General features: G+C 56.0%; 15 protein-coding genes. 8 read left to right on the forward strand and 7 right to left on the reverse strand.

Going from position 1 to position 17,333, the window contains the following annotated elements:
• Positions 1-14: 14 nt before the first annotated feature.
• The 4 genes from FCS96_RS14440 to FCS96_RS14455 all read right to left on the reverse strand — a co-directional run bounded on the left by FCS96_RS14440 (position 15) and on the right by FCS96_RS14455 (position 5,454).
• Positions 15-2,153, reverse strand: a complete 2,139-nt coding sequence (locus FCS96_RS14440; RefSeq protein WP_138441090.1) for an adenosylcobalamin-dependent ribonucleoside-diphosphate reductase — start codon at positions 2,151-2,153, stop codon at positions 15-17.
• 554 nt (positions 2,154-2,707) lie between these two features.
• On the reverse strand, positions 2,708-3,502 hold the full coding sequence (locus tag FCS96_RS14445; RefSeq protein ID WP_138441091.1) for an ABC transporter ATP-binding protein: 795 nt from the start codon (positions 3,500-3,502) through the stop codon (positions 2,708-2,710).
• 9 nt (positions 3,503-3,511) lie between these two features.
• Entirely contained in the window at positions 3,512-4,414 is a 903-nt protein-coding gene (locus FCS96_RS14450) for an ABC transporter permease (protein WP_138441092.1), read from the reverse strand.
• 65 nt (positions 4,415-4,479) lie between these two features.
• Positions 4,480-5,454, reverse strand: a complete 975-nt coding sequence (locus FCS96_RS14455; protein WP_138441093.1) for an ABC transporter substrate-binding protein — start codon at positions 5,452-5,454, stop codon at positions 4,480-4,482.
• A gap of 267 nt (positions 5,455-5,721) precedes the next feature.
• Here FCS96_RS14455 and FCS96_RS14460 point away from each other — a divergent pair, with 267 nt between their 5' ends.
• Positions 5,722-7,389, forward strand: a complete 1,668-nt coding sequence (locus FCS96_RS14460; protein WP_138441094.1) for an AMP-binding protein — start codon at positions 5,722-5,724, stop codon at positions 7,387-7,389.
• Between the two features lie 130 nt (positions 7,390-7,519).
• Positions 7,520-8,005, forward strand: coding sequence for a thioesterase domain-containing protein (locus FCS96_RS14465; protein ID WP_138441095.1), 486 nt, complete (start codon positions 7,520-7,522; stop codon positions 8,003-8,005).
• Between the two features lie 18 nt (positions 8,006-8,023).
• Here FCS96_RS14465 and FCS96_RS14470 read toward each other — a convergent pair whose 3' ends face one another.
• Together FCS96_RS14470 and FCS96_RS14475 are read right to left on the reverse strand one after the other, a co-directional pair.
• The gene (locus FCS96_RS14470) at positions 8,024-9,712 is read right to left on the reverse strand and encodes an ABC transporter permease (protein WP_138441096.1); all 1,689 of its coding nucleotides are present in this window, start codon (positions 9,710-9,712) and stop codon (positions 8,024-8,026) included.
• Positions 9,713-9,859: 147 nt separating this feature from the next.
• On the reverse strand, positions 9,860-10,876 hold the full coding sequence (locus FCS96_RS14475; RefSeq protein ID WP_138441097.1) for a Fe(3+) ABC transporter substrate-binding protein: 1,017 nt from the start codon (positions 10,874-10,876) through the stop codon (positions 9,860-9,862).
• Between the two features lie 182 nt (positions 10,877-11,058).
• Between FCS96_RS14475 and FCS96_RS14480 the strand changes: the two genes are divergently transcribed.
• The 3 genes from FCS96_RS14480 (at position 11,059) to FCS96_RS14490 (ending at position 13,395) form a co-directional block, all read left to right on the forward strand.
• On the forward strand, positions 11,059-11,337 hold the full coding sequence (locus tag FCS96_RS14480) for a PilZ domain-containing protein (protein ID WP_138441098.1): 279 nt from the start codon (positions 11,059-11,061) through the stop codon (positions 11,335-11,337).
• Between the two features lies 1 nt (position 11,338).
• On the forward strand, positions 11,339-11,911 hold the full coding sequence (locus FCS96_RS14485; protein WP_138441099.1) for a hypothetical protein: 573 nt from the start codon (positions 11,339-11,341) through the stop codon (positions 11,909-11,911).
• 176 nt (positions 11,912-12,087) lie between these two features.
• The gene (locus FCS96_RS14490; protein WP_138441100.1) at positions 12,088-13,395 is read left to right on the forward strand and encodes an HD-GYP domain-containing protein; all 1,308 of its coding nucleotides are present in this window, start codon (positions 12,088-12,090) and stop codon (positions 13,393-13,395) included.
• On the opposite strand, the gene FCS96_RS14495 is transcribed toward FCS96_RS14490, so the two are convergent.
• Positions 13,385-14,503, reverse strand: coding sequence for an organic solvent ABC transporter permease (locus FCS96_RS14495; RefSeq protein ID WP_138441101.1), 1,119 nt, complete (start codon positions 14,501-14,503; stop codon positions 13,385-13,387). The genes FCS96_RS14490 and FCS96_RS14495 overlap by 11 nt on opposite strands.
• Before the next feature lie 263 nt (positions 14,504-14,766).
• On the opposite strand from FCS96_RS14495, the gene FCS96_RS14500 reads away from it, so the two are divergent.
• Genes FCS96_RS14500 through queF form a run of 3 tightly spaced genes read left to right on the forward strand, consistent with a single transcriptional unit; the run spans position 14,767 to position 17,320 of the window.
• Entirely contained in the window at positions 14,767-15,717 is a 951-nt protein-coding gene (locus FCS96_RS14500; RefSeq protein WP_138441102.1) for an ABC transporter ATP-binding protein, read from the forward strand.
• A complete protein-coding gene (locus FCS96_RS14505) occupies positions 15,714-16,487 on the forward strand; it encodes an ABC transporter permease (RefSeq protein WP_138441103.1) in 774 nt (257 codons plus the stop codon). The genes FCS96_RS14500 and FCS96_RS14505 overlap by 4 nt, the downstream gene beginning before the upstream one ends.
• A 14-nt stretch (positions 16,488-16,501) precedes the next feature.
• Entirely contained in the window at positions 16,502-17,320 is an 819-nt protein-coding gene (gene queF, locus FCS96_RS14510; protein WP_138441104.1) for an NADPH-dependent 7-cyano-7-deazaguanine reductase QueF, read from the forward strand.
• Positions 17,321-17,333 lie beyond the last annotated feature (13 nt).

The following is a 17,333-nucleotide window of genomic DNA, read 5'->3' on the forward strand; positions in this document are numbered from 1 at the left end:
GTCGGGTTCCCGGATCAGTACTTGCCGTAAGTGCCTTCTTTCAATGCGTCAAACAGGTTGGCGGCGTTGTGGATCTCGCCATCATACTCGACCTGCTCGTTGCCTTTCAGAGTCACCTTGCTGCCATCATCCAGAGTGAATTCGTATTCGGTGTTTTCGAGATCTTTCTCTTTAACCAATACGCCCTGGAATGCTTCCGGATTGAATCGGAAAGTGGTGCAACCTTTCAGACCCATGTCGTAGGCGTACAGGTAAATGTCCTTGAAGTCCTGATAGGCAAAGTCTGTCGGAACATTGGCCGTCTTGGAAATCGAGGAATCTACCCATCTCTGGGCCGCAGACTGGATATCTACGTGCTGAGACGGCGTCACATCGTCAGACGTAGTGAAGTAGCTCGGCAGTTTCTTGTCTTCGTCGTCAGAGAACGGCATTGCGCCCGGATTGACCATGTGGCGGTACGCCAGCAGCTCGAAGGAGAACACGTCCACTTTCTCTTTGGTCTTACGGCCTTCACGGATGATGTTCCGGGCGTAGTGATGCGAGAAGCTCGGCTCGATACCGTTACTGGCGTTGTTGGCCAGTGACAGGCTGATGGTGCCGGTCGGCGCGATCGAGGTGTGATGGGTGAAGCGACCGCCTTTCTCGGCCAGCTCTTCCACCAGCTTCGGCTCGACGCTGGCGATCTGTTGCATGTACTTGCTGTACTTGGCGTGCAGTACTCGACCCTTGAGCTTGTCGCCCAACTTGTAGCCGTCTTCCAACAGCTGCGGGCATTTGCCCAGCATCTTGGGTGTGATTTCGAACTCGTCGTCCATGATCGGAGCGACACCCTTTTCTTCGGCCAGGGCCAGCGACTGACGCCAGCCTTCTACGGCCATCTCACGTACCACTTCTTCAGTGAACTGAACGGACTCTGCAGAACCGTAAGGCATACGCAGCATCGCCAGCGTGGAGCCCAGACCAAGGATGCCCATGCCGTGACGACGCTTGTAGGTGATCTCGTGACGCTGTTCTTCCAACGGCAGGCCGTTGATCTCAACCACGTTATCCAGCATGCGGGTGAAGATGCCGACAACCTTGCGGTACTTCTCGTAGTTGAAGCTGGCTTTGTCGGTGAACGGGTAGTCCACGAACATAGTCAGGTTCACCGAGCCCAGCAGGCAGCTGCCGTAAGGAGGCAGGGGCTGCTCGCCACAAGGGTTGGTAGCGCGGATGTCCTCGCAGAACCAGTTGTTGTTCATCTGATTGACCTTGTCGATCAGGATGAAGCCAGGCTCGGCGTAATCATAGGTGGAGGTCATGATGGTGTCCCAGATGAACTGGGCTTTCAGGGTGCGGTAGATCCGGCACGCCACTTTGCCTTCATCATTGACCACGTAACCCTTGAGGATCGGGAAGTCGCGGTACACGAACTGGCTGGCATCGGTCAGATCCAGACCTTCGTCCTCAACTTCTTTCTGGGTGACCGGGAATGACAGGTGCCAGTCATCGCCGTTACGAACGGCTTCAATGAAGTCTTCGGTGATCAGCAGCGACAGGTTGAACTGGCGCAGGCGGCCGTCTTCACGCTTGGCCTGGATGAAATCGATCACGTCCGGGTGATGCACGTCAAAAGTGGCCATCTGGGCGCCGCGGCGGCCACCGGCAGATGACACGGTGAAGCACATGCGGTCGAAGATATCCATGAACGACAGTGGGCCGGATGTGGTCGCGCCGGCACCAGCAACGTAGGCACCTTTCGGGCGCAGCGTGGAGAACTCATAACCAATGCCGCAACCCGCTTTCAGGGTCAGGCCTGCTTCGTGGTTCTTCTCCAGGATATCGTTCATGGAATCCTGAACAGAACCGGACACGGTGCAGTTGATGGTGGAGGTGGCAGGCTTGTGGGCTTCGGCGCCGGCGTTGGAGGTAATACGTCCGGCCGGAATGGCACCGTGCTGAAGGGCCCAGACAAAGTCTTTCTTGTGCTTTTCGCGCACGGACTTGTTTTCTACTTCGGACAGGGCTTTCGCTACGCGTTCGTACGTCGCTTTAATGTCCTTGTCGACAGGCTCGCCAGTCTTGGTTTTCAGCTGATATTTGCTGTTCCAGATGTCGAGTGAAGCTTCCTGCATCGGAATCGTAGTTACCACTGCCTGTGCCTTAGCGTTCATTGCCACCCTCGGAATTTCCAGTATGTCTTCTTTTGACAGCGCCGTCCTTGTGACAGCACTGCACCCCTTGAATTTCTCACAAACCGGCTCTGACCCTGGTGCGTTAGTGACCACTATATATGGTGGTTGTTTCTTGAACAAAAACGCGCCTGGATGTGCCGGTATCTATCTCTGATCGTTGTTGTTGGCCCGGTGGGGGCCGTTTATAAGCCCGCCTGGCGGCGGTCAGTCGTATCGAATCTGAGCCCTATATATAGGCTTAATTTCAAAAAGTATAACAGGATATTGTGTTCTGTGAAGAAGATCGGAACTATTGAATAGCGTGGAGGCGCAAAGAAAATCAATCGCCCTGCGGTTGCAACTGCGAAAATCACCGTAAAACCACGGCTTGCGGGTAATTATTCATAAACACTATATCTTGTGTTTAAAAAAATAGGCGGGTAAGCACTTATCATTTCAGGAAGGGGCGATCAGGAAGAACCGGTGCCGGGCCGGTGGCGATTCAAAGGCGTTGAGCAGCCCTTACTGTCGCCAGCCAGCCCGTATCCAGTCTTTTAGCCGAGCAGCAAACTGTCATCATCCACTGATAGCCCGCGCTGTTTCTCGAACAGCCCAAGCAGATCCTTTACTTCCAGTCCTTCCCGTTCCTTGCCGGCTATGTCGAACACAACCTGGCCCTGGTGCAGCATCACCGTGCGGCTGCCAACTTCCAGAGCCTGCTTCATGCTGTGTGTGACCATAAGGGCAGTCAGTTGCTGCTCTTCGATGATCTGAGTGGTGAGTTCCAGCACGAATGCCGCCGTCTTGGGATCCAGCGCTGCCGTGTGCTCATCCAGCAGCAGAATGCTGGACGGGGTAAGGCTTGCCATCAGCAGGCTCACGGCCTGGCGTTGGCCGCCGGAGAGCAGACCCATCTTGTCGCCCAGGCGGTTTTCGAGGCCGAGGTTGAGTGACGACAGGCTGTCCCGGAACTGCTCCAGATACTGTTTCTTGACCGCAGCTGTCAGGCCACGGCGTTGACCGCGCTTAATGGCCAGTGCCAGGTTTTCTTCAATGGACAGAGCCTCGCAGGTTCCCGCTAGAGGGTCCTGGAATACCCGGGCAACCTGGCCTGCGCGTTTGTGAGTAGGCAGTTTGGTGACATCGGTGTTATCGACGATGATTTCGCCACTGTCCACCAGCACCTCGCCGGAGAGGGCGTTAAGAAAGGTGGACTTGCCGGCTCCGTTACTGCCAATGACGGTGACGAACTCACCCTGGTTGACTGTCAGGCTCATGCCCCGGAGTGCGGGGTTCTCCAGCGGAGTTCCCTTGCCGAAGGTAAGTCGGAGATCGCTTGCACTGATCATGTCGCCTCCTCAGGCCTTGTTGCGGGTCAGTTTGCCAATCACCGAGGTACGCACCCCGGGCAGCACGATGGCGAGGGTAACCAGTACCGCCGTGATCAGGTTAAGGTCCTGGGCTTGAAGGCCAAGAAAATCGGCGTTCAGAGCGAAGGCGATCGCCAGTCGGTAAATGATGGCGCCAATGACGCAGGCGAGCAGAGCACGCACGACGGTTGAAGGGGTAATCACTGCTTCACCGCCAATCAGGGAAGCCAGGCCGATAACGATAACGCCAACGCCCATGGTGACATCGGCCGCGCCCTGGCTCTGGGCAAACAGAGCGCCAGCCAGACCGACAAGGCCATTGGACAGGGCCACACCCAGTACAATCATGGCGCCGGTGGCAATACCCTGGGCGCGGGCCATCCGCGGATTTGCGCCGGTGGCACGCATGGCTAAGCCGGTTTCTGATTTCATGAAGCGCCACAACAGGATCAGGGATACGGCCACCACGATCACGAACAGCAGCACAGGGACATGGTGGTAAGCCAGGTCCAGGTTATACCAGGGGGTAAGAACTGTTTCTTCGGTCAGCAGGGCTACGTTGGGCCGGCCCATGATGCGCAGGTTCACCGAATAGAGCGCGATCATGGTCAGGATCGAGGCAAGCAGATTCAGGATTTTCAGTTTGACGTTAAGCAGGGCGGTAACCGCGCCCGCCGCCATACCGGCAAGAATGGCAGCCCCGGTAGCAATCCATGGGTTCCAGCCTGCGATGATCAGCATGGCTGCAACAGCCGCACCGAGTGGGAAGCTGCCATCCACGGTGAGGTCGGGGAAGTCGAGAACCCGGAACGAGATGTAGATGCCAAAGGCAACCAGGCCATAGATGAGACCGGTCTCAATGGCGCCGTATAGTGCGATTTCACTAAGCATGGGTAATATTCACTGTGAAAGAAAACGGGCGGGCCCTTGTGGGGTCCGCCCGTTTTGGTCGAGCGTTACTTGTCGTTCTTGACGACTTCTTTGGCGTCCTGGATCAGGTCATCCGACAGGGTAATTCCCATCCGCTCAGCAGCGGCGGGATTCACAAACAGGTCCAGGGTGTCCATGGTTTCTACCGGCATATCGCCAGGTTTGTTGCCATTCAAAACCCGGGCGACCATAGCGCCGGTCTGGCGGCCGTGATTGTAATAGTTGAAGCCAAGAGCTGCTACCGCACCGCGGGAAACCGTGGCGGTATCGGCGGCAAATACCGGAATGCTGGCGCGCTCGCCAACAGAAATGACCGCTTCCACAGCGCTGATCACCGTGTTGTCGGTGGTCAGATAAATAGCATCGACTTCTCCAACCAGGGAGCGGGATGCACCGAGCACTTCTGAGGTTTTAGTGGCAGCCGCCTTGACCAGTTCCAGATCTCGCGCGGCGAGACGCTCTTCCAGCAGGTTCACCAGAGAAACCGCGTTGGCCTCACCCGGGTTATAGACTGTGCCGATACGCTTGGCGTCTGGCATGACCCGCAGGAGCATATCAAGGTGCTTGTCGATGGGCAGCATGTCGCTTACGCCGGAAATGTTGGTGCCGGACGCTTCGAGGGCGGGCACCAGCTTGGCGCCGACCGGATCGGTGACCGCAGAGAAGATGACAGGGACGTTGCGTGCTGCAGCAGCAACGGTCTGAGCGGATGGGGTTGCGATGGCCACGATCACGTCTGGGCTGTCACCGACGAATTTACGGGCAATCTGAGAGGCAATGGCCGAGTTGCCTTGAGCACTTTCGTGCATCACCTTCAGGTTTTCACCTTCCTTGAAGCCCTGCGCTGCGAGTTCATCTTTTACGCCCTGATAAACAGCATCCAGTGCCGGATGCTCGACGATCTGGGTGATGGCTACGGTACGAACGTCCTGAGCCTGCACCAGGCCTGCTGCTGCCAGCAGTGTTGCACCAATCAGGGTGCGCAGAGTTCTCTTGGCCATATGCCTGTGTCTCCGAGTCAGTGTCTGGTTATGGTAGGGTTTTGATGTTCAGTCGTGTAAAGGTGCGCAAGTTTATCACAGGCGAACGGTATTCTGGGTAGGGATTGTTGGGTTCGGCAGGAGCGGCGCAGGTCAGCGTACTGGGTAGTTGCGAACTGGAATAGTTTTGCGTGCGTCACACTTTGAAGGGCGATTGTGTGTTGAAATACCCTACGAAAGTCTAATAATAGTCCCTAACAATTCGAACAACGAATGCAAGGAAGGTTCATGGACACAACAAGCAAGCTCCCCCTGGATATGGTTTATCACTGGGAGAACACGAAGGCGAACTCCCTGTACATGACCCAGCCCATTGGTGATGGAAAAGTGGTGGAGTATACCTGGGGCAGGGCCGTTGATGAGGCTCGGCGTGTTGCGGCTTATCTGAAGTCGCTCAACCTCCCGGAAAAAAGCCGGATTGGACTGATTTCCAAGAACTGCGCCCAATGGGTGATGACCGATTGGGCCATCTGGATGGCTGGCCACATCTCCGTACCGCTTTACCCAACCCTGAATGCCGACACCGTCAACTACATCCTGAATCACGCTGAATGCGATGTTCTGTTCGTCGGCAAGCTCGACGACTGGGATATGATGAAGCCGGGCGTACCGGAATCGGTACGCTGCATTTCCTTCCCGCTGAGTCCACCCAACGATTTCGAATCCTGGGACGACATTGTCGCCAAGTACCCGCCGCTGGAAGAGAACACCTATCGCGATCCGGATGAGCTGGCCACTATTGTTTACACCTCAGGCAGCACCGGTCGTCCGAAAGGTGTCATGTTGAGCTTCCGCAACATGGCCTTTGCGGCTGAAGGAGGAACACAAGTATTGGGTGTCGGTTCTGCGGAGCGGATGCTTTCCTACCTGCCGCTGGCCCACGTGTTTGAACGAACGTTTGTTGAGCTTGGTTCCCTTTACATCGGTTTTCAGCTGTACTTTGCCGAATCCCTGGATACCTTTGTTCAGGATCTTCAGCGCGCTCAGCCGACACTTTTCCTCTCGGTTCCTCGGTTGTGGGTGAAGTTCCAGCACGGTGTTCTGCAAAAGCTTCCGAAGCAAAAGCTGGAGCGGTTGATAAAGATCCCGGTGGTCAACAAACTGATCAAGAAGAAGGTCCTCAAGGGGCTGGGTCTGAGCAAGGTCAAGCTGGCGGGTAGTGGCTCAGCGCCTTTGTCCAGCGATGTGCTGGATTGGTATCGTAACCTCGGCCTGGAGTTGCTCGAAGGCTACGGCATGTCCGAGAACTTTGCCTACTCTCACATGAACAAGCCTGGTCGTTCACGCACCGGCTATGTGGGTGAGGCGCTGCCGGGCGTGGAGGTCAAGATCAGCGAGCAGGGTGAAGTGCTGGTCAAGAGTCCCGCCACCATGATGGGTTACTACAAGGACGAAGAGAAAACTCGCGAAGCCTTTACCGACGATGGCTTCCTCAAGACGGGAGACAAAGGCGAGATTGACGAGATGGGCCGCCTGAAGCTGACAGGGCGCATCAAGGAAATCTTCAAGACCAGCAAGGGCAAGTACATCGCGCCTGCGCCCATTGAAAATCGCCTGATGTCCCACGATGCCATTGAAATGGTGTGCGTGTCCGGTGCTAACCAGACCCAGCCCCATGCACTGGTGATGCTTGGTGAAGAGGTTCGTCCGAAAACCGCGGATGAAAACTTCCGGAGAGAGCTGGAGGCCAGCTTCAAGACCCTGATTCAGGAGGTCAACAAAACTGTGGACCCTCATGAGCAGCTCGCCTTCATCACCGTGGTTAGTGATGAGTGGTCCATTGAAAACAGCTTCCTGACCCCGACACTGAAGCTCAAGCGGAATGTGGTCGAGGACGCCTATCAGGAAAAGGTTGATAACTGGTACGCGCAGCGTCAGGCGGTGATCTGGCAGTGATGCTACGGTAACATCTGGAGTGCTTCAAAAAGCCCGGCATAGCCGGGCTTTTTGCGGTCTGAAACCGACGTAAGTCGCATAGGGAAACGCAGGGCGTGGGCCTAAACTGGATTTGGATCAGGAGGATGATATGAGTCGACTGAGTCTTTTCCAGAAACGCATCAATAACGAAATCCCGTTGTCAGAGGCATTGGGCATTCGGTTGATTTCCTGGGATGGCCACGCACTGTTACTGGCGGCACCCCTGCAGCCAAACCGTAACCACCAGGGTACCGGATTCGGCGGTAGCGTCTATTCCGCTGCGGTTACCGCCGCCTGGGGCCTGACAGAGCTGGCGCTAGCGGACCTGGGACTTACCGGTGCGGTAGTCGTGCAAAGTGGCAATATTGATTACCTGGAACCCGTTGATCAGGACTTCTATGTAATTTGCCGGTTGCCGGCGGGCGAGATTCCGCCCCGGTTCCGGAAAAGTCTTGCCCGTCATGGCAAGGGGCGCCTGGATCTGACAGCGGAAGTGTTCTGCGGTGAGCCAACCACGCAGCCCGAGCGTGAGCCCGTAGCGGTATTTCAGGGACGTTTTGTGGTCAAGGACGTTCGCTCTCGTGTCCATTCCTGAGACGTGGGACAGTGAGGCTTAACCCATCGTTCTGGTATTGGAGATGGAGCGGCTCATCAGGATGATGGGAATAATGCCCGCCAACACGATAATCAGTGCCGGTAGGGCGCTGTGGTACAGCCGCTCGTCGGATGCGAATTGGTAAACGTACGTTGCCAGCGTTTCGAAGTTGAAAGGCCGCAGAATCAGCGTGGCCGGCAACTCCTTCATGCAATCCACGAATACCACCAACGCTGCCGTCATGAGCGTCCCGCGAAGCATCGGTAGGTGCACGCGCACCAGCGTTTTGCCCGGAGTATGGCCGAGTGAGCGCGAGGCCATGTCCATGCTGGGGGTGATTTTCTGCAAAGCGCTCTCGACGCTGCCCGCTGACACAGCGAGAAAACGCACAGTGTAGGCGAACACAAGGGCAAAGGTGGAGCCACTCAGGAGTAGTCCCGTACTGACGCCGAATACGTCTCTGGCCAGGCTGTCCAGCCAATTGTCGAAGCCCGCCAAGGGTACAATGACTCCCACCGCAAGAACAGCGCCGGGCATGGCATAGCCAAGACTCGATAGGCGCATGAGCACCTGCATGCCTTTGGTGTCATGCAGGCGGCGGCTGTACGCCAGGGTGATGCCGATCAGCAATGTAGTGAGTGCGGCCGTGCCAGAGAGGAACAGGCTGTTAAGAGTGTTCTGGATGAAATCCGTATTCCAGCTTTCGCCAAAGTATTCCCAGGCGTACAGGCCAAGGGTGAAGCCGGGAATGAGGAATCCGAACAACACCGGAACGGCACAAACCGCCAGACATGCAAATTGTCTCGGGGTCGACATGGTAAAGCGTTGGATGGGATCGCGGTTGTCACGCGCGGCGAACTGCTGCTGTCGGCGTCGTGAATAGCGCTCCAGAGTTACCAGAATAACCACAAAAATGAGCATGGTGGTCGCGATCTGGGCGGCGCCGCCCAGATTGCCCAGGTTCATCCAGGTGTCGAACAGGCCGGCAGTCAGGGTTTGGACGGCAAAGAAATCCACGGTCCCGAAGTCGTTCAGAGTTTCCATCAGTACCAGCGACAGACCCACCGCCACGGCAGGTCGGGCTATCGGCAGAACCACTCGGAAAAACGTGCTCAGAGCGGAATGCCCAAGGCTGCGGCTGACCGCAAACAGCGACGGAGACTGTTCCAGAAAAGCTGCCCGAGCCAGCAGGTACACGTAGGGATAGAGTACCAGGCCGATCATCAGGATGGCGCCTTCAAGACTGCGGATTTCCGGGAACCAGTAGTCGCTGGCATTTTCCCAGCCGAACCAGTCACGCAGGTTTCTTTGGACGGGTCCCGCATAGTCCAGCAAGCTGGTGTAGACATAGGCGATGACATAGGCCGGCACGGCGAAGGGCAGCAGCATCGCCCACTCGAAAAAGCGCCGACCGGGAAATTCGCACATGGTGACCGCCCAGGCAGACGACAATCCAATGACCAGAGTCAGTGCGCCCACTCCAAGCATCAGTTGCAGGGTCGTGGAAAGGTAGCGGGGTAGAGTCGTGTCTAGCAGGTGAGGCCAGATGTTCTCTTCCGGGAAAAAGGCGAGGAAGATAACTGAGAGTACCGGTAACGCCACGATCGTTGTCGTAAGGAAGGCGGCAATGAGCCAGTGCCGAGAGGTACGTTTCGCCAGCAGGGGTTCCGTTAACCCTGGGTCAACTCTGCTAACGGCCTCGGTCATAGCTTTCCTGTGATTGGTTCGAAGTGAGAATGGCTGCCGATTGTAGACAGCTGAGGTGCCGCCTGCAACGACAGGCGGCGCTCACCACGATTAACAGGGGATCACTAGGGCCGGCGTCGAACATGACCACTGCCGGCCCAGCTCCGGTTACTCGCCGTCGTAATCGACGCGGTCAACCAGCTTCACCGCTGCATTGCGGTTATTTGCGATTTCCTGCAGGGACAGTTGGTCCGGGTTGATCTCGCCCCACTCGGCGACCAGACCGGACGGCTGAACCTCAGGATTGGCGGGGTATTCGGTGTTGGCTTCCGCGTAAATGCGTTGGGCTTCTGGCGACGACAGGAATTCCATCAGCTTGATGGCATTGTCACGATTCGGCGCGCTCTTGGTTAGCGCAATACCGCTGATGTTCACATGGGTGCCACGACCCTCGGCGTTCGGGAACACCAGGCGAACCTGTTCTGCAATGGCACGCTGGTTTTCATCTTGCAGCATGTTGCCGTAGTAGTAGCTGTTGCCAATGGAAACGTCGCAGACGCCCTCGGCAATCGCTTTGATTTGGTCACGGTCGCCGCCCTGGGGCTTGCGGGCCAGATTATTCTTGAGGCCTTCGAGCCAGGCCTTGGTATCCGCTTCGCCATGGTGGGCCAGCATTGAGGAAAACAGGGCGATGTTGTATGGGTGCTTGCCACTCCGCGTACAGATGCGGTCGTTCCACTTGTCATCGGCCAACTGTTCATAGGTAGTGATTTCGCCTTCCTCAACACGGTCCTTTGAGGTGAAGATCAGACGACCACGAGTGGTTAGCGCAAACCATTTACCCTCGGGGTGGCGAAGGTTTTCTGGAATGTTCTGGTTGAGCACATCGTTGTCGACACCTTGAACCAGATCACGTTCCACCAGCTCGTTGATGCGAGAAATATCAACCGTCATCACCACGTCTGCCGGACTGTTGCGGCCTTCACGCTCAAGCCGCTCGGCCAGGCCTTTTTTTGCAAAGACAACATTGGAGTCGATACCCGTTTCCTGCTCAAAGGCATTCAGGAGCGGTTCCAGCAAATAGGCTTGCCGATATGAGTAAATGTTGACGTCGCCCTCGGCGGAAGCGCTGAGGGGAAGTGCAGCCAAGGTCATGGCTGCGGCAGCTGCGAGCTTCATGTGCATGGTCGTATCCTTGTTACAAGATGGTGGGTCTGTGCTAAGTGTAAATGCATATGGAATTAAAACGTCAACCATTCTCATTTGTATTAGTCACGTAGTCAATATCATCGGTGGTCTAATTAACTGAAAATGGTGCTATCCTTCGGAAGACTATAAAAACTATGTAAAAAGTAGTGGGCGAGCAGATGGCAGGGATAGATAGAAGAGAGTACATTCGCACCGCGATGAGCGCCAAGGTGAAGGTCGTGCATCCGGAATTGGGTGAATTCATGTTTTCCACCCGAGACATTTCGGATGGTGGCGTGTTTATTATCGTTGACGCTCAGCCATTCGAGCCGAACATTGGCGATACGGTGACCGTCCAGGTGCAGGGCCTTCCGGTTCCGGCACCCGTTCTAGAGATGGTAGTGGTGCGAAGAACCAACGATGGCCTGGGACTGCAGTTTGAACTCAGGGGCGCCTGATATGAAACGGCTGTGCCTGATGCTTGTTGCCTCTGTTACCTCTGGTTGCGCTTCCTATTATTCCCATTATGCGATGTTCCCTGCCCAAAACTCTGCCGGTGAGCCCCGCCAAATCCGGCTGTCGTGGCAAAGCGCTGATTATCCGGACTGGTGGTTTGCCAGTGACAAGGCCACTGCTATACGGGTTGAAACCCAGTGTAGTGAGCGTATCTGGCGTTTGCGAGACATTGCCGATCCGCAAGCCGGAGAGTGTGGGGCCGGCATTCGCGCCTGCGGTCAGGCTGGCCGGGACCTGCACGCGCCGAGTGGCGAATTGGCAACAGCTGGCGTTCGCTGCATGATCGCTGAACCCGACAATCCTCAAGCCAGCGTTGCGGCGGTTAGTGGCAGCTTGGACCTTCTTGTTTCCTGTGTGCCGGCGACCACTACCGTGCAAGCAGGTGACGAAGAACGTAACGTTGATTACCTGCGAGCCTCACCGGTTCCTTACACCGTGTTCGTTCGCAAAGCCCCGCGTGGCTCACTTCGCGCGAAAATGCCGGAATTTGATGAATCCGCATGTGACGCACAGTGACACATTCTGACGTTGCGGTGTGATGGCTATCACACTCCTACATTTTGTTTCCTTCTGAACCTAAACGTTACCTTTCGTCGCTCTCTGGTTACTTCGTGCTACCAAACTGTTATGGATTCTGGCCTTCACTTGGCCAGAATGGTAACCATCGAAAAGTTTCCGTATTGAGGTGACCTGTGGGCGTCCAGCAAAAGAAAATTGCGGTACATGATCTGGAAGTGGGCATGTTTGTGTCTGATCTGGACAGGCCCTGGCATCAGACTCCTTTTCCTGTTCAGGGGTTTCATGTGCGATCTCAGGATGACGTTCGGGCATTGGCTTCACACTGCAAGTGGGTGATGGTCGACGTTGCTGAAATGCGCGGTGCCCCTGAGTTGACTGAAAGCAGCGCTCCCCGTTTTGGCCGTAAGTCTGGCCGGCGTGGCCAGGGTCGCGATGTCCTACAGTTGCCACCTCTTTCTATCCGTGAACCGGTTCGCTACGAAGAAGCGACAACCCTGAAAAAGGAAATCAAGGCCTCAAAACACCTTCTGGACGACATGGATATTGCGCTTCACCGATTGTTTGAGACGATGAGGGTCGATGGAGTGGTAGACCTCAAGCCCATTGCTGAGGTCACCAGCAAGATAGTGAGCAGTGTGGTGCGTCAGCCTGATGCCTTACTGTTGTTGAGCCGAACACGCCAGCACGATGATTACGTTTACCGGCATGCCCTGAACACATCGATATGGGCACTGGTTTGCGGCCGACATCTTGGTCTGAACGAGGGACTGTTGAACCACCTGGGACTGGGCTGCCTGCTGTCGCAGGTAGGTAAGAGTGCGCTGCCCAAAGAGCTTCTGAGCAGGGAGGGCAAGTTGGATGCCAGCGAGTACACCCAGTATCGTGAATACGTGAACAAGGGTGTGGAGATGCTGTCGGACAGCGGGCTGTCCAGGGCGGTCCTGAGTGTTGTCCAAGGGCATCGTGAACGGCATAACGGCTCCGGTTTCCCGGAAGGCATCCGTGGCGATCGTATTCCTCTGTTGGCCAAGGTCGCGGGTATTGCCGAATTTTTCGAATCACTGATTGGCCCCAGAGAAGCCGCTGTACCGGTAACGCCGGACAAGGCTGTCGCCCTTTTGTATGAAATGAGGAACATTGAGTTCCAGGACGACCTGGTGGAGAACTTCATTCAGTCAATTGGCATCTATCCAACTGGCAGCCTGGTGGAGCTTTCGGACGGCCAGCGTGGCATGGTGATGTCGCACTCTCCTGAGCGCCGCCTATGGCCGCGCATCATGTTGATGACGGATAGCGACTGCAATCCTTTGAAGTCGGCAAAGATCATCGACCTTGCCCGGTACAATGAGGCCAGGACTGCTGGCGAAGCAGTTACCATTCGGGAGTGCCTACCCCACGGCACAGAGGATCTGGATCCGTCAAGTTATGACGTGACCGGCGCGGACTCCCGATGGAGTTTGAATCGTTTGATCAGCGGATGATCACCCGCAACTGTTTGCGAATCCATCGGTAAGTATCTTCCGGGCGGAAACTGACGACCAGCTCAGATTCTCCGCCCGCGTCTCCTGCAACAAAGTAGTCGATTTCGGCTTCCTGCCAGTTGGTGGCATGAATGGCCACCTGATCCCTTCGCGTGCTGATGGCTTCGATATTGCCTATTTCCGGGGCTCCGGCAATTTGCCGAATGCGCACCGACTGTACTCCGGTATCGCTGGCCGGGTGGCTGGCGACATCTTCATCCAGGTAATAGCGGTTCGACACGGCTGTTGTTATGGCTGTGAGTTCTCGGGAAAGGTAGAACTCCAAGTCGTTCGGCGTTGCGTTGTCTAAGGTCCGGATGGAGTCGAGGATGCGATCACGGGTGCTTTGCAGGTCTTCTCTGTAGGTAACCTGCGGGTCTCGAACGTCTTCGTTTTCCGGCTGGGGGGGCGCCAGTTCTATTTCCTCCAGTGTTGGCGGTTCTTCACATAAAGGATGACCTTCCGGGTAGAAACAGATTTCTGCGAGTAGCTGGTTGGCGGGTGAGACTTCTTCATCGGATGCTGTAAACACCGCTTCGCTGACGCTGAAGTCGATCGGTTCAGACAGGTTGGGCAGGGCGGCATTCAGCTGGCTGATGACTCTTTGCCGGATGTCGATGCCCTGGTCCTTGGGCACGTCTCCCGTCCAGTTGAGGCTCATCAGCAATCGGGTGATATTTCTTAGTTCCGGGTTATCCAGCAGCAACTGCTCTCTGATTGTGTGAGTGCTCAAACCTTCATCGTCTATCACGGGATTGGTCAGGGCGGCTCGAACATCGGGCACAAACTCAAGGGGCGTAACGTACGTCTGGGCGGGAACACCTTGCACGAGGGCCAGGTCACCGATCCATAGACTGAGGGTCTCGCCAGGGTAATAGCGGAATTCGCCTTTGGCATTGGTGCTGCCACGCTGGCTCTGGGTCTGATAGGTCAGTCCGCTGAAGCCATTGTAGTTTAGCTGGCCGACACTGGTGTCGTTGCTGTCGGAACCGCCGTCATCCAGACATCCTGTGAGGGCAAAGGTGGTTACCAGGGTCGCGGACAGTCTGATCAGATGGGCAGATCTCATGGTTGGCGTCGGTTCCCGGTGGGTGGGCGTCACGCTCCAATTGAAGAGTGAGCTCGTCGTTTGTAAGTTGTTGTAACCGAATTATAGGGATGGGATGCCGCGGATATCGGGATACTCGTCGCAGTTTCCGTTTTTGCCCGTGATCCCGATGGCCGGTTATGTACCTTGAAATAGCCAGAGCTGCCACAATCAATAGCACTCTAAATGTTGGCCCCGGTGGATGTTCTTGCTGGGGGTGAGTGCCGCGGAATTCAGGATGGTTTATGACTCACGCTCTTGAGATTGAAGGTCTCATCAAGACCTACGGTGATGGTTTCGAAGCCCTGAAGGGCATCGACCTGCACGTCGCCGAAGGTGATTTCTTTGCATTGCTCGGTCCCAACGGTGCCGGCAAATCCACCACGCTGGGTATTGTCTGCTCATTGGTCAATAAGTCCGCAGGCAAGGTAAGGGTGTTTGGTAAGGACATAGATACCCACTTGTCCGATGCCAAGCTGAACCTTGGCGTGGTGCCCCAGGAATTTAATTTCAATCAGTTTGAGAAAGTCTTCGACATTGTCACCACCCAGGCCGGCTATTACGGCATTCCGCTCAAACAGGCGTCGGTGTCGGCCGAGAAATACCTTAAGAAGCTTGGGCTTTGGGAGAAGCGGGATACACCCGCACGCATGTTGTCCGGCGGTATGAAGCGTCGGCTGATGATCGCCCGGGCCCTGGTCCATGAACCCAAGCTGCTGATTCTGGATGAGCCCACCGCAGGGGTGGATATCGAACTTCGTCGCTCTATGTGGGTCTTCCTTGAGGAAATGAACCGCCAGGGCACCACCATAATCCTGACCACTCACTATCTGGAGGAGGCGGAAGCGCTGTGCCGCAACATCGCCATTATCGATCATGGTCGGATTCTGAAGAACACCAGCAAGAAAGACCTGTTGCAGGAGCTGAGTGTTGAGACCTTCGTGCTGGATACCGCCTCGCCGCTGGCATCAGCACCGGAGCTGGCGGGATTTGCCACTCGCATCGACGGTGAAGGGGCGCTGGAAGTGGACGTGCTGAAGGGCCAGGGTCTGAATCAGGTATTCGTTCAGCTGGACAAGTTGGATATCAAGGTAGTCAGTATGAGAACCAAGGCCAACCGCCTCGAGGAATTGTTCGTTCGCATGGTGGAGGAGAATGCCGAGGAATCGAAAAATAGCCTGGAGGGTGTCGCATGAGGACCCAGGCGTTAGCTACCGCATTCAACACCATTGTGACCCGGGAAATCCGGCGCTTTACCCGAATCTGGGCCCAGACTCTGCTGCCGCCCGCGGTCACCATGACCCTGTATTTCATCATTTTCGGCAATCTCATTGGCTCGCGCATCGGTCAGATGGGCGGGTTTGACTACATGGCATTCATTGTGCCCGGGCTGATCATGATGGCGGTGATCACCAACTCCTACGCCAATGTGGTGTCGTCGTTTTTCTCAATGAAGTTCCAGCGCAGCATCGAAGAGCTGCTGGTGTCACCGGTGCCGAACTGGGTCATCCTGGCCGGTTATGTATGCGGCGGAATGGCCCGCGGACTTGGTATCGGCCTGATCGTCACCCTGCTGTCCCTGGCATTCACCAGTCTGACTATCCACAGCCTGCCGATGATGGTGGTAACGGTGTTTCTGACGTCGGCGCTGTTTTCCCTCGGCGGTTTTATCAACGCTATGCTGGCCACCAAATTTGACGACATCTCCATCGTACCGACCTTTGTGCTGACACCGCTGACCTATCTGGGCGGCGTTTTCTACAGTATCGATATGCTGCCGGAGTTCTGGCAGGGCGTGTCCATGGCCAATCCGATTCTGTACATGGTCAATGGCTTCCGGTTTGGCATTCTGGGGGTCTCGGACGTTAATCCGTTCGTATCTCTTGGTATGATTCTGGTCTTTATTTCCCTGCTGGCGTTCATTGCCCTGAAAATGCTGGCCCGAGGGAAAGGCATCCGTCACTGATTTCAGGAAATTTTATGGCGCTTCACAACGCACCGCTGGGAAAAACCAGCGAATACCCGGACCGGTACGATCCGTCTCTGCTGTTCCCGGTTGCCCGGGACGAGAACCGCCGCCGGATTGGGCTGAACGATGGCCGCTGGCCGTGGTTTGGGGAAGATCTCTGGCAGGCTTGGGAGGTGTCCTGGCTTCGTTTGAGTGGCGTGCCGGCAGTGGCTTGGGCGGAAATCCGGTTTCCTGCCGCATCGCCGTCCATCATTGAATCCAAGTCCCTCAAGCTGTACCTGAATTCGTTCAACCAGAGCGCCTTCTCATCGCCTGAGCAGGTCGCAAAAACAATTACAGACGACCTGTCCAGCGCCTGCGGTGCCGCCGTGCAGGTTGAGATGAAGAGCGTGGATGAGCCGGGTGATGCCTTTGGTCGGCCTCAAGGCTACGAACTCATTGACGACGAGCCGGTCAGCGACGTGGTTTACGAGTATTCCCCAGAGTCGCTGAGCGCCAGCGGTGAGGTGGTCAACGAGAAACTGTGTTCGCATCTGCTGAAAAGTAATTGTCCGGTGACGGGGCAGCCCGACTGGGCCACGCTCATGGTCAGCTATACCGGGCCACAACTTGATCGGGCGGGATTGCTGAAATACGTCGTCAGTTTCCGGCAGAAGCAGGACTTTCACGAACACTGCGTGGAAACAATATTTACGGATCTGATGGCGCGGTGCAAGCCGGAAAAGCTCATGGTGTGTGCCCGCTACACCCGAAGAGGCGGGTTGGATATCAACCCCTGGCGCGCCACCGAGCCTGCCCAGGACAGCGGCGGCAGGCTGGTTCGTCAGTAGCTGCGGGCTAAAG

Source organism: Marinobacter alexandrii, from assembly GCF_005871205.1.
Lineage (GTDB): Bacteria > Pseudomonadota > Gammaproteobacteria > Pseudomonadales > Oleiphilaceae > Marinobacter > Marinobacter alexandrii.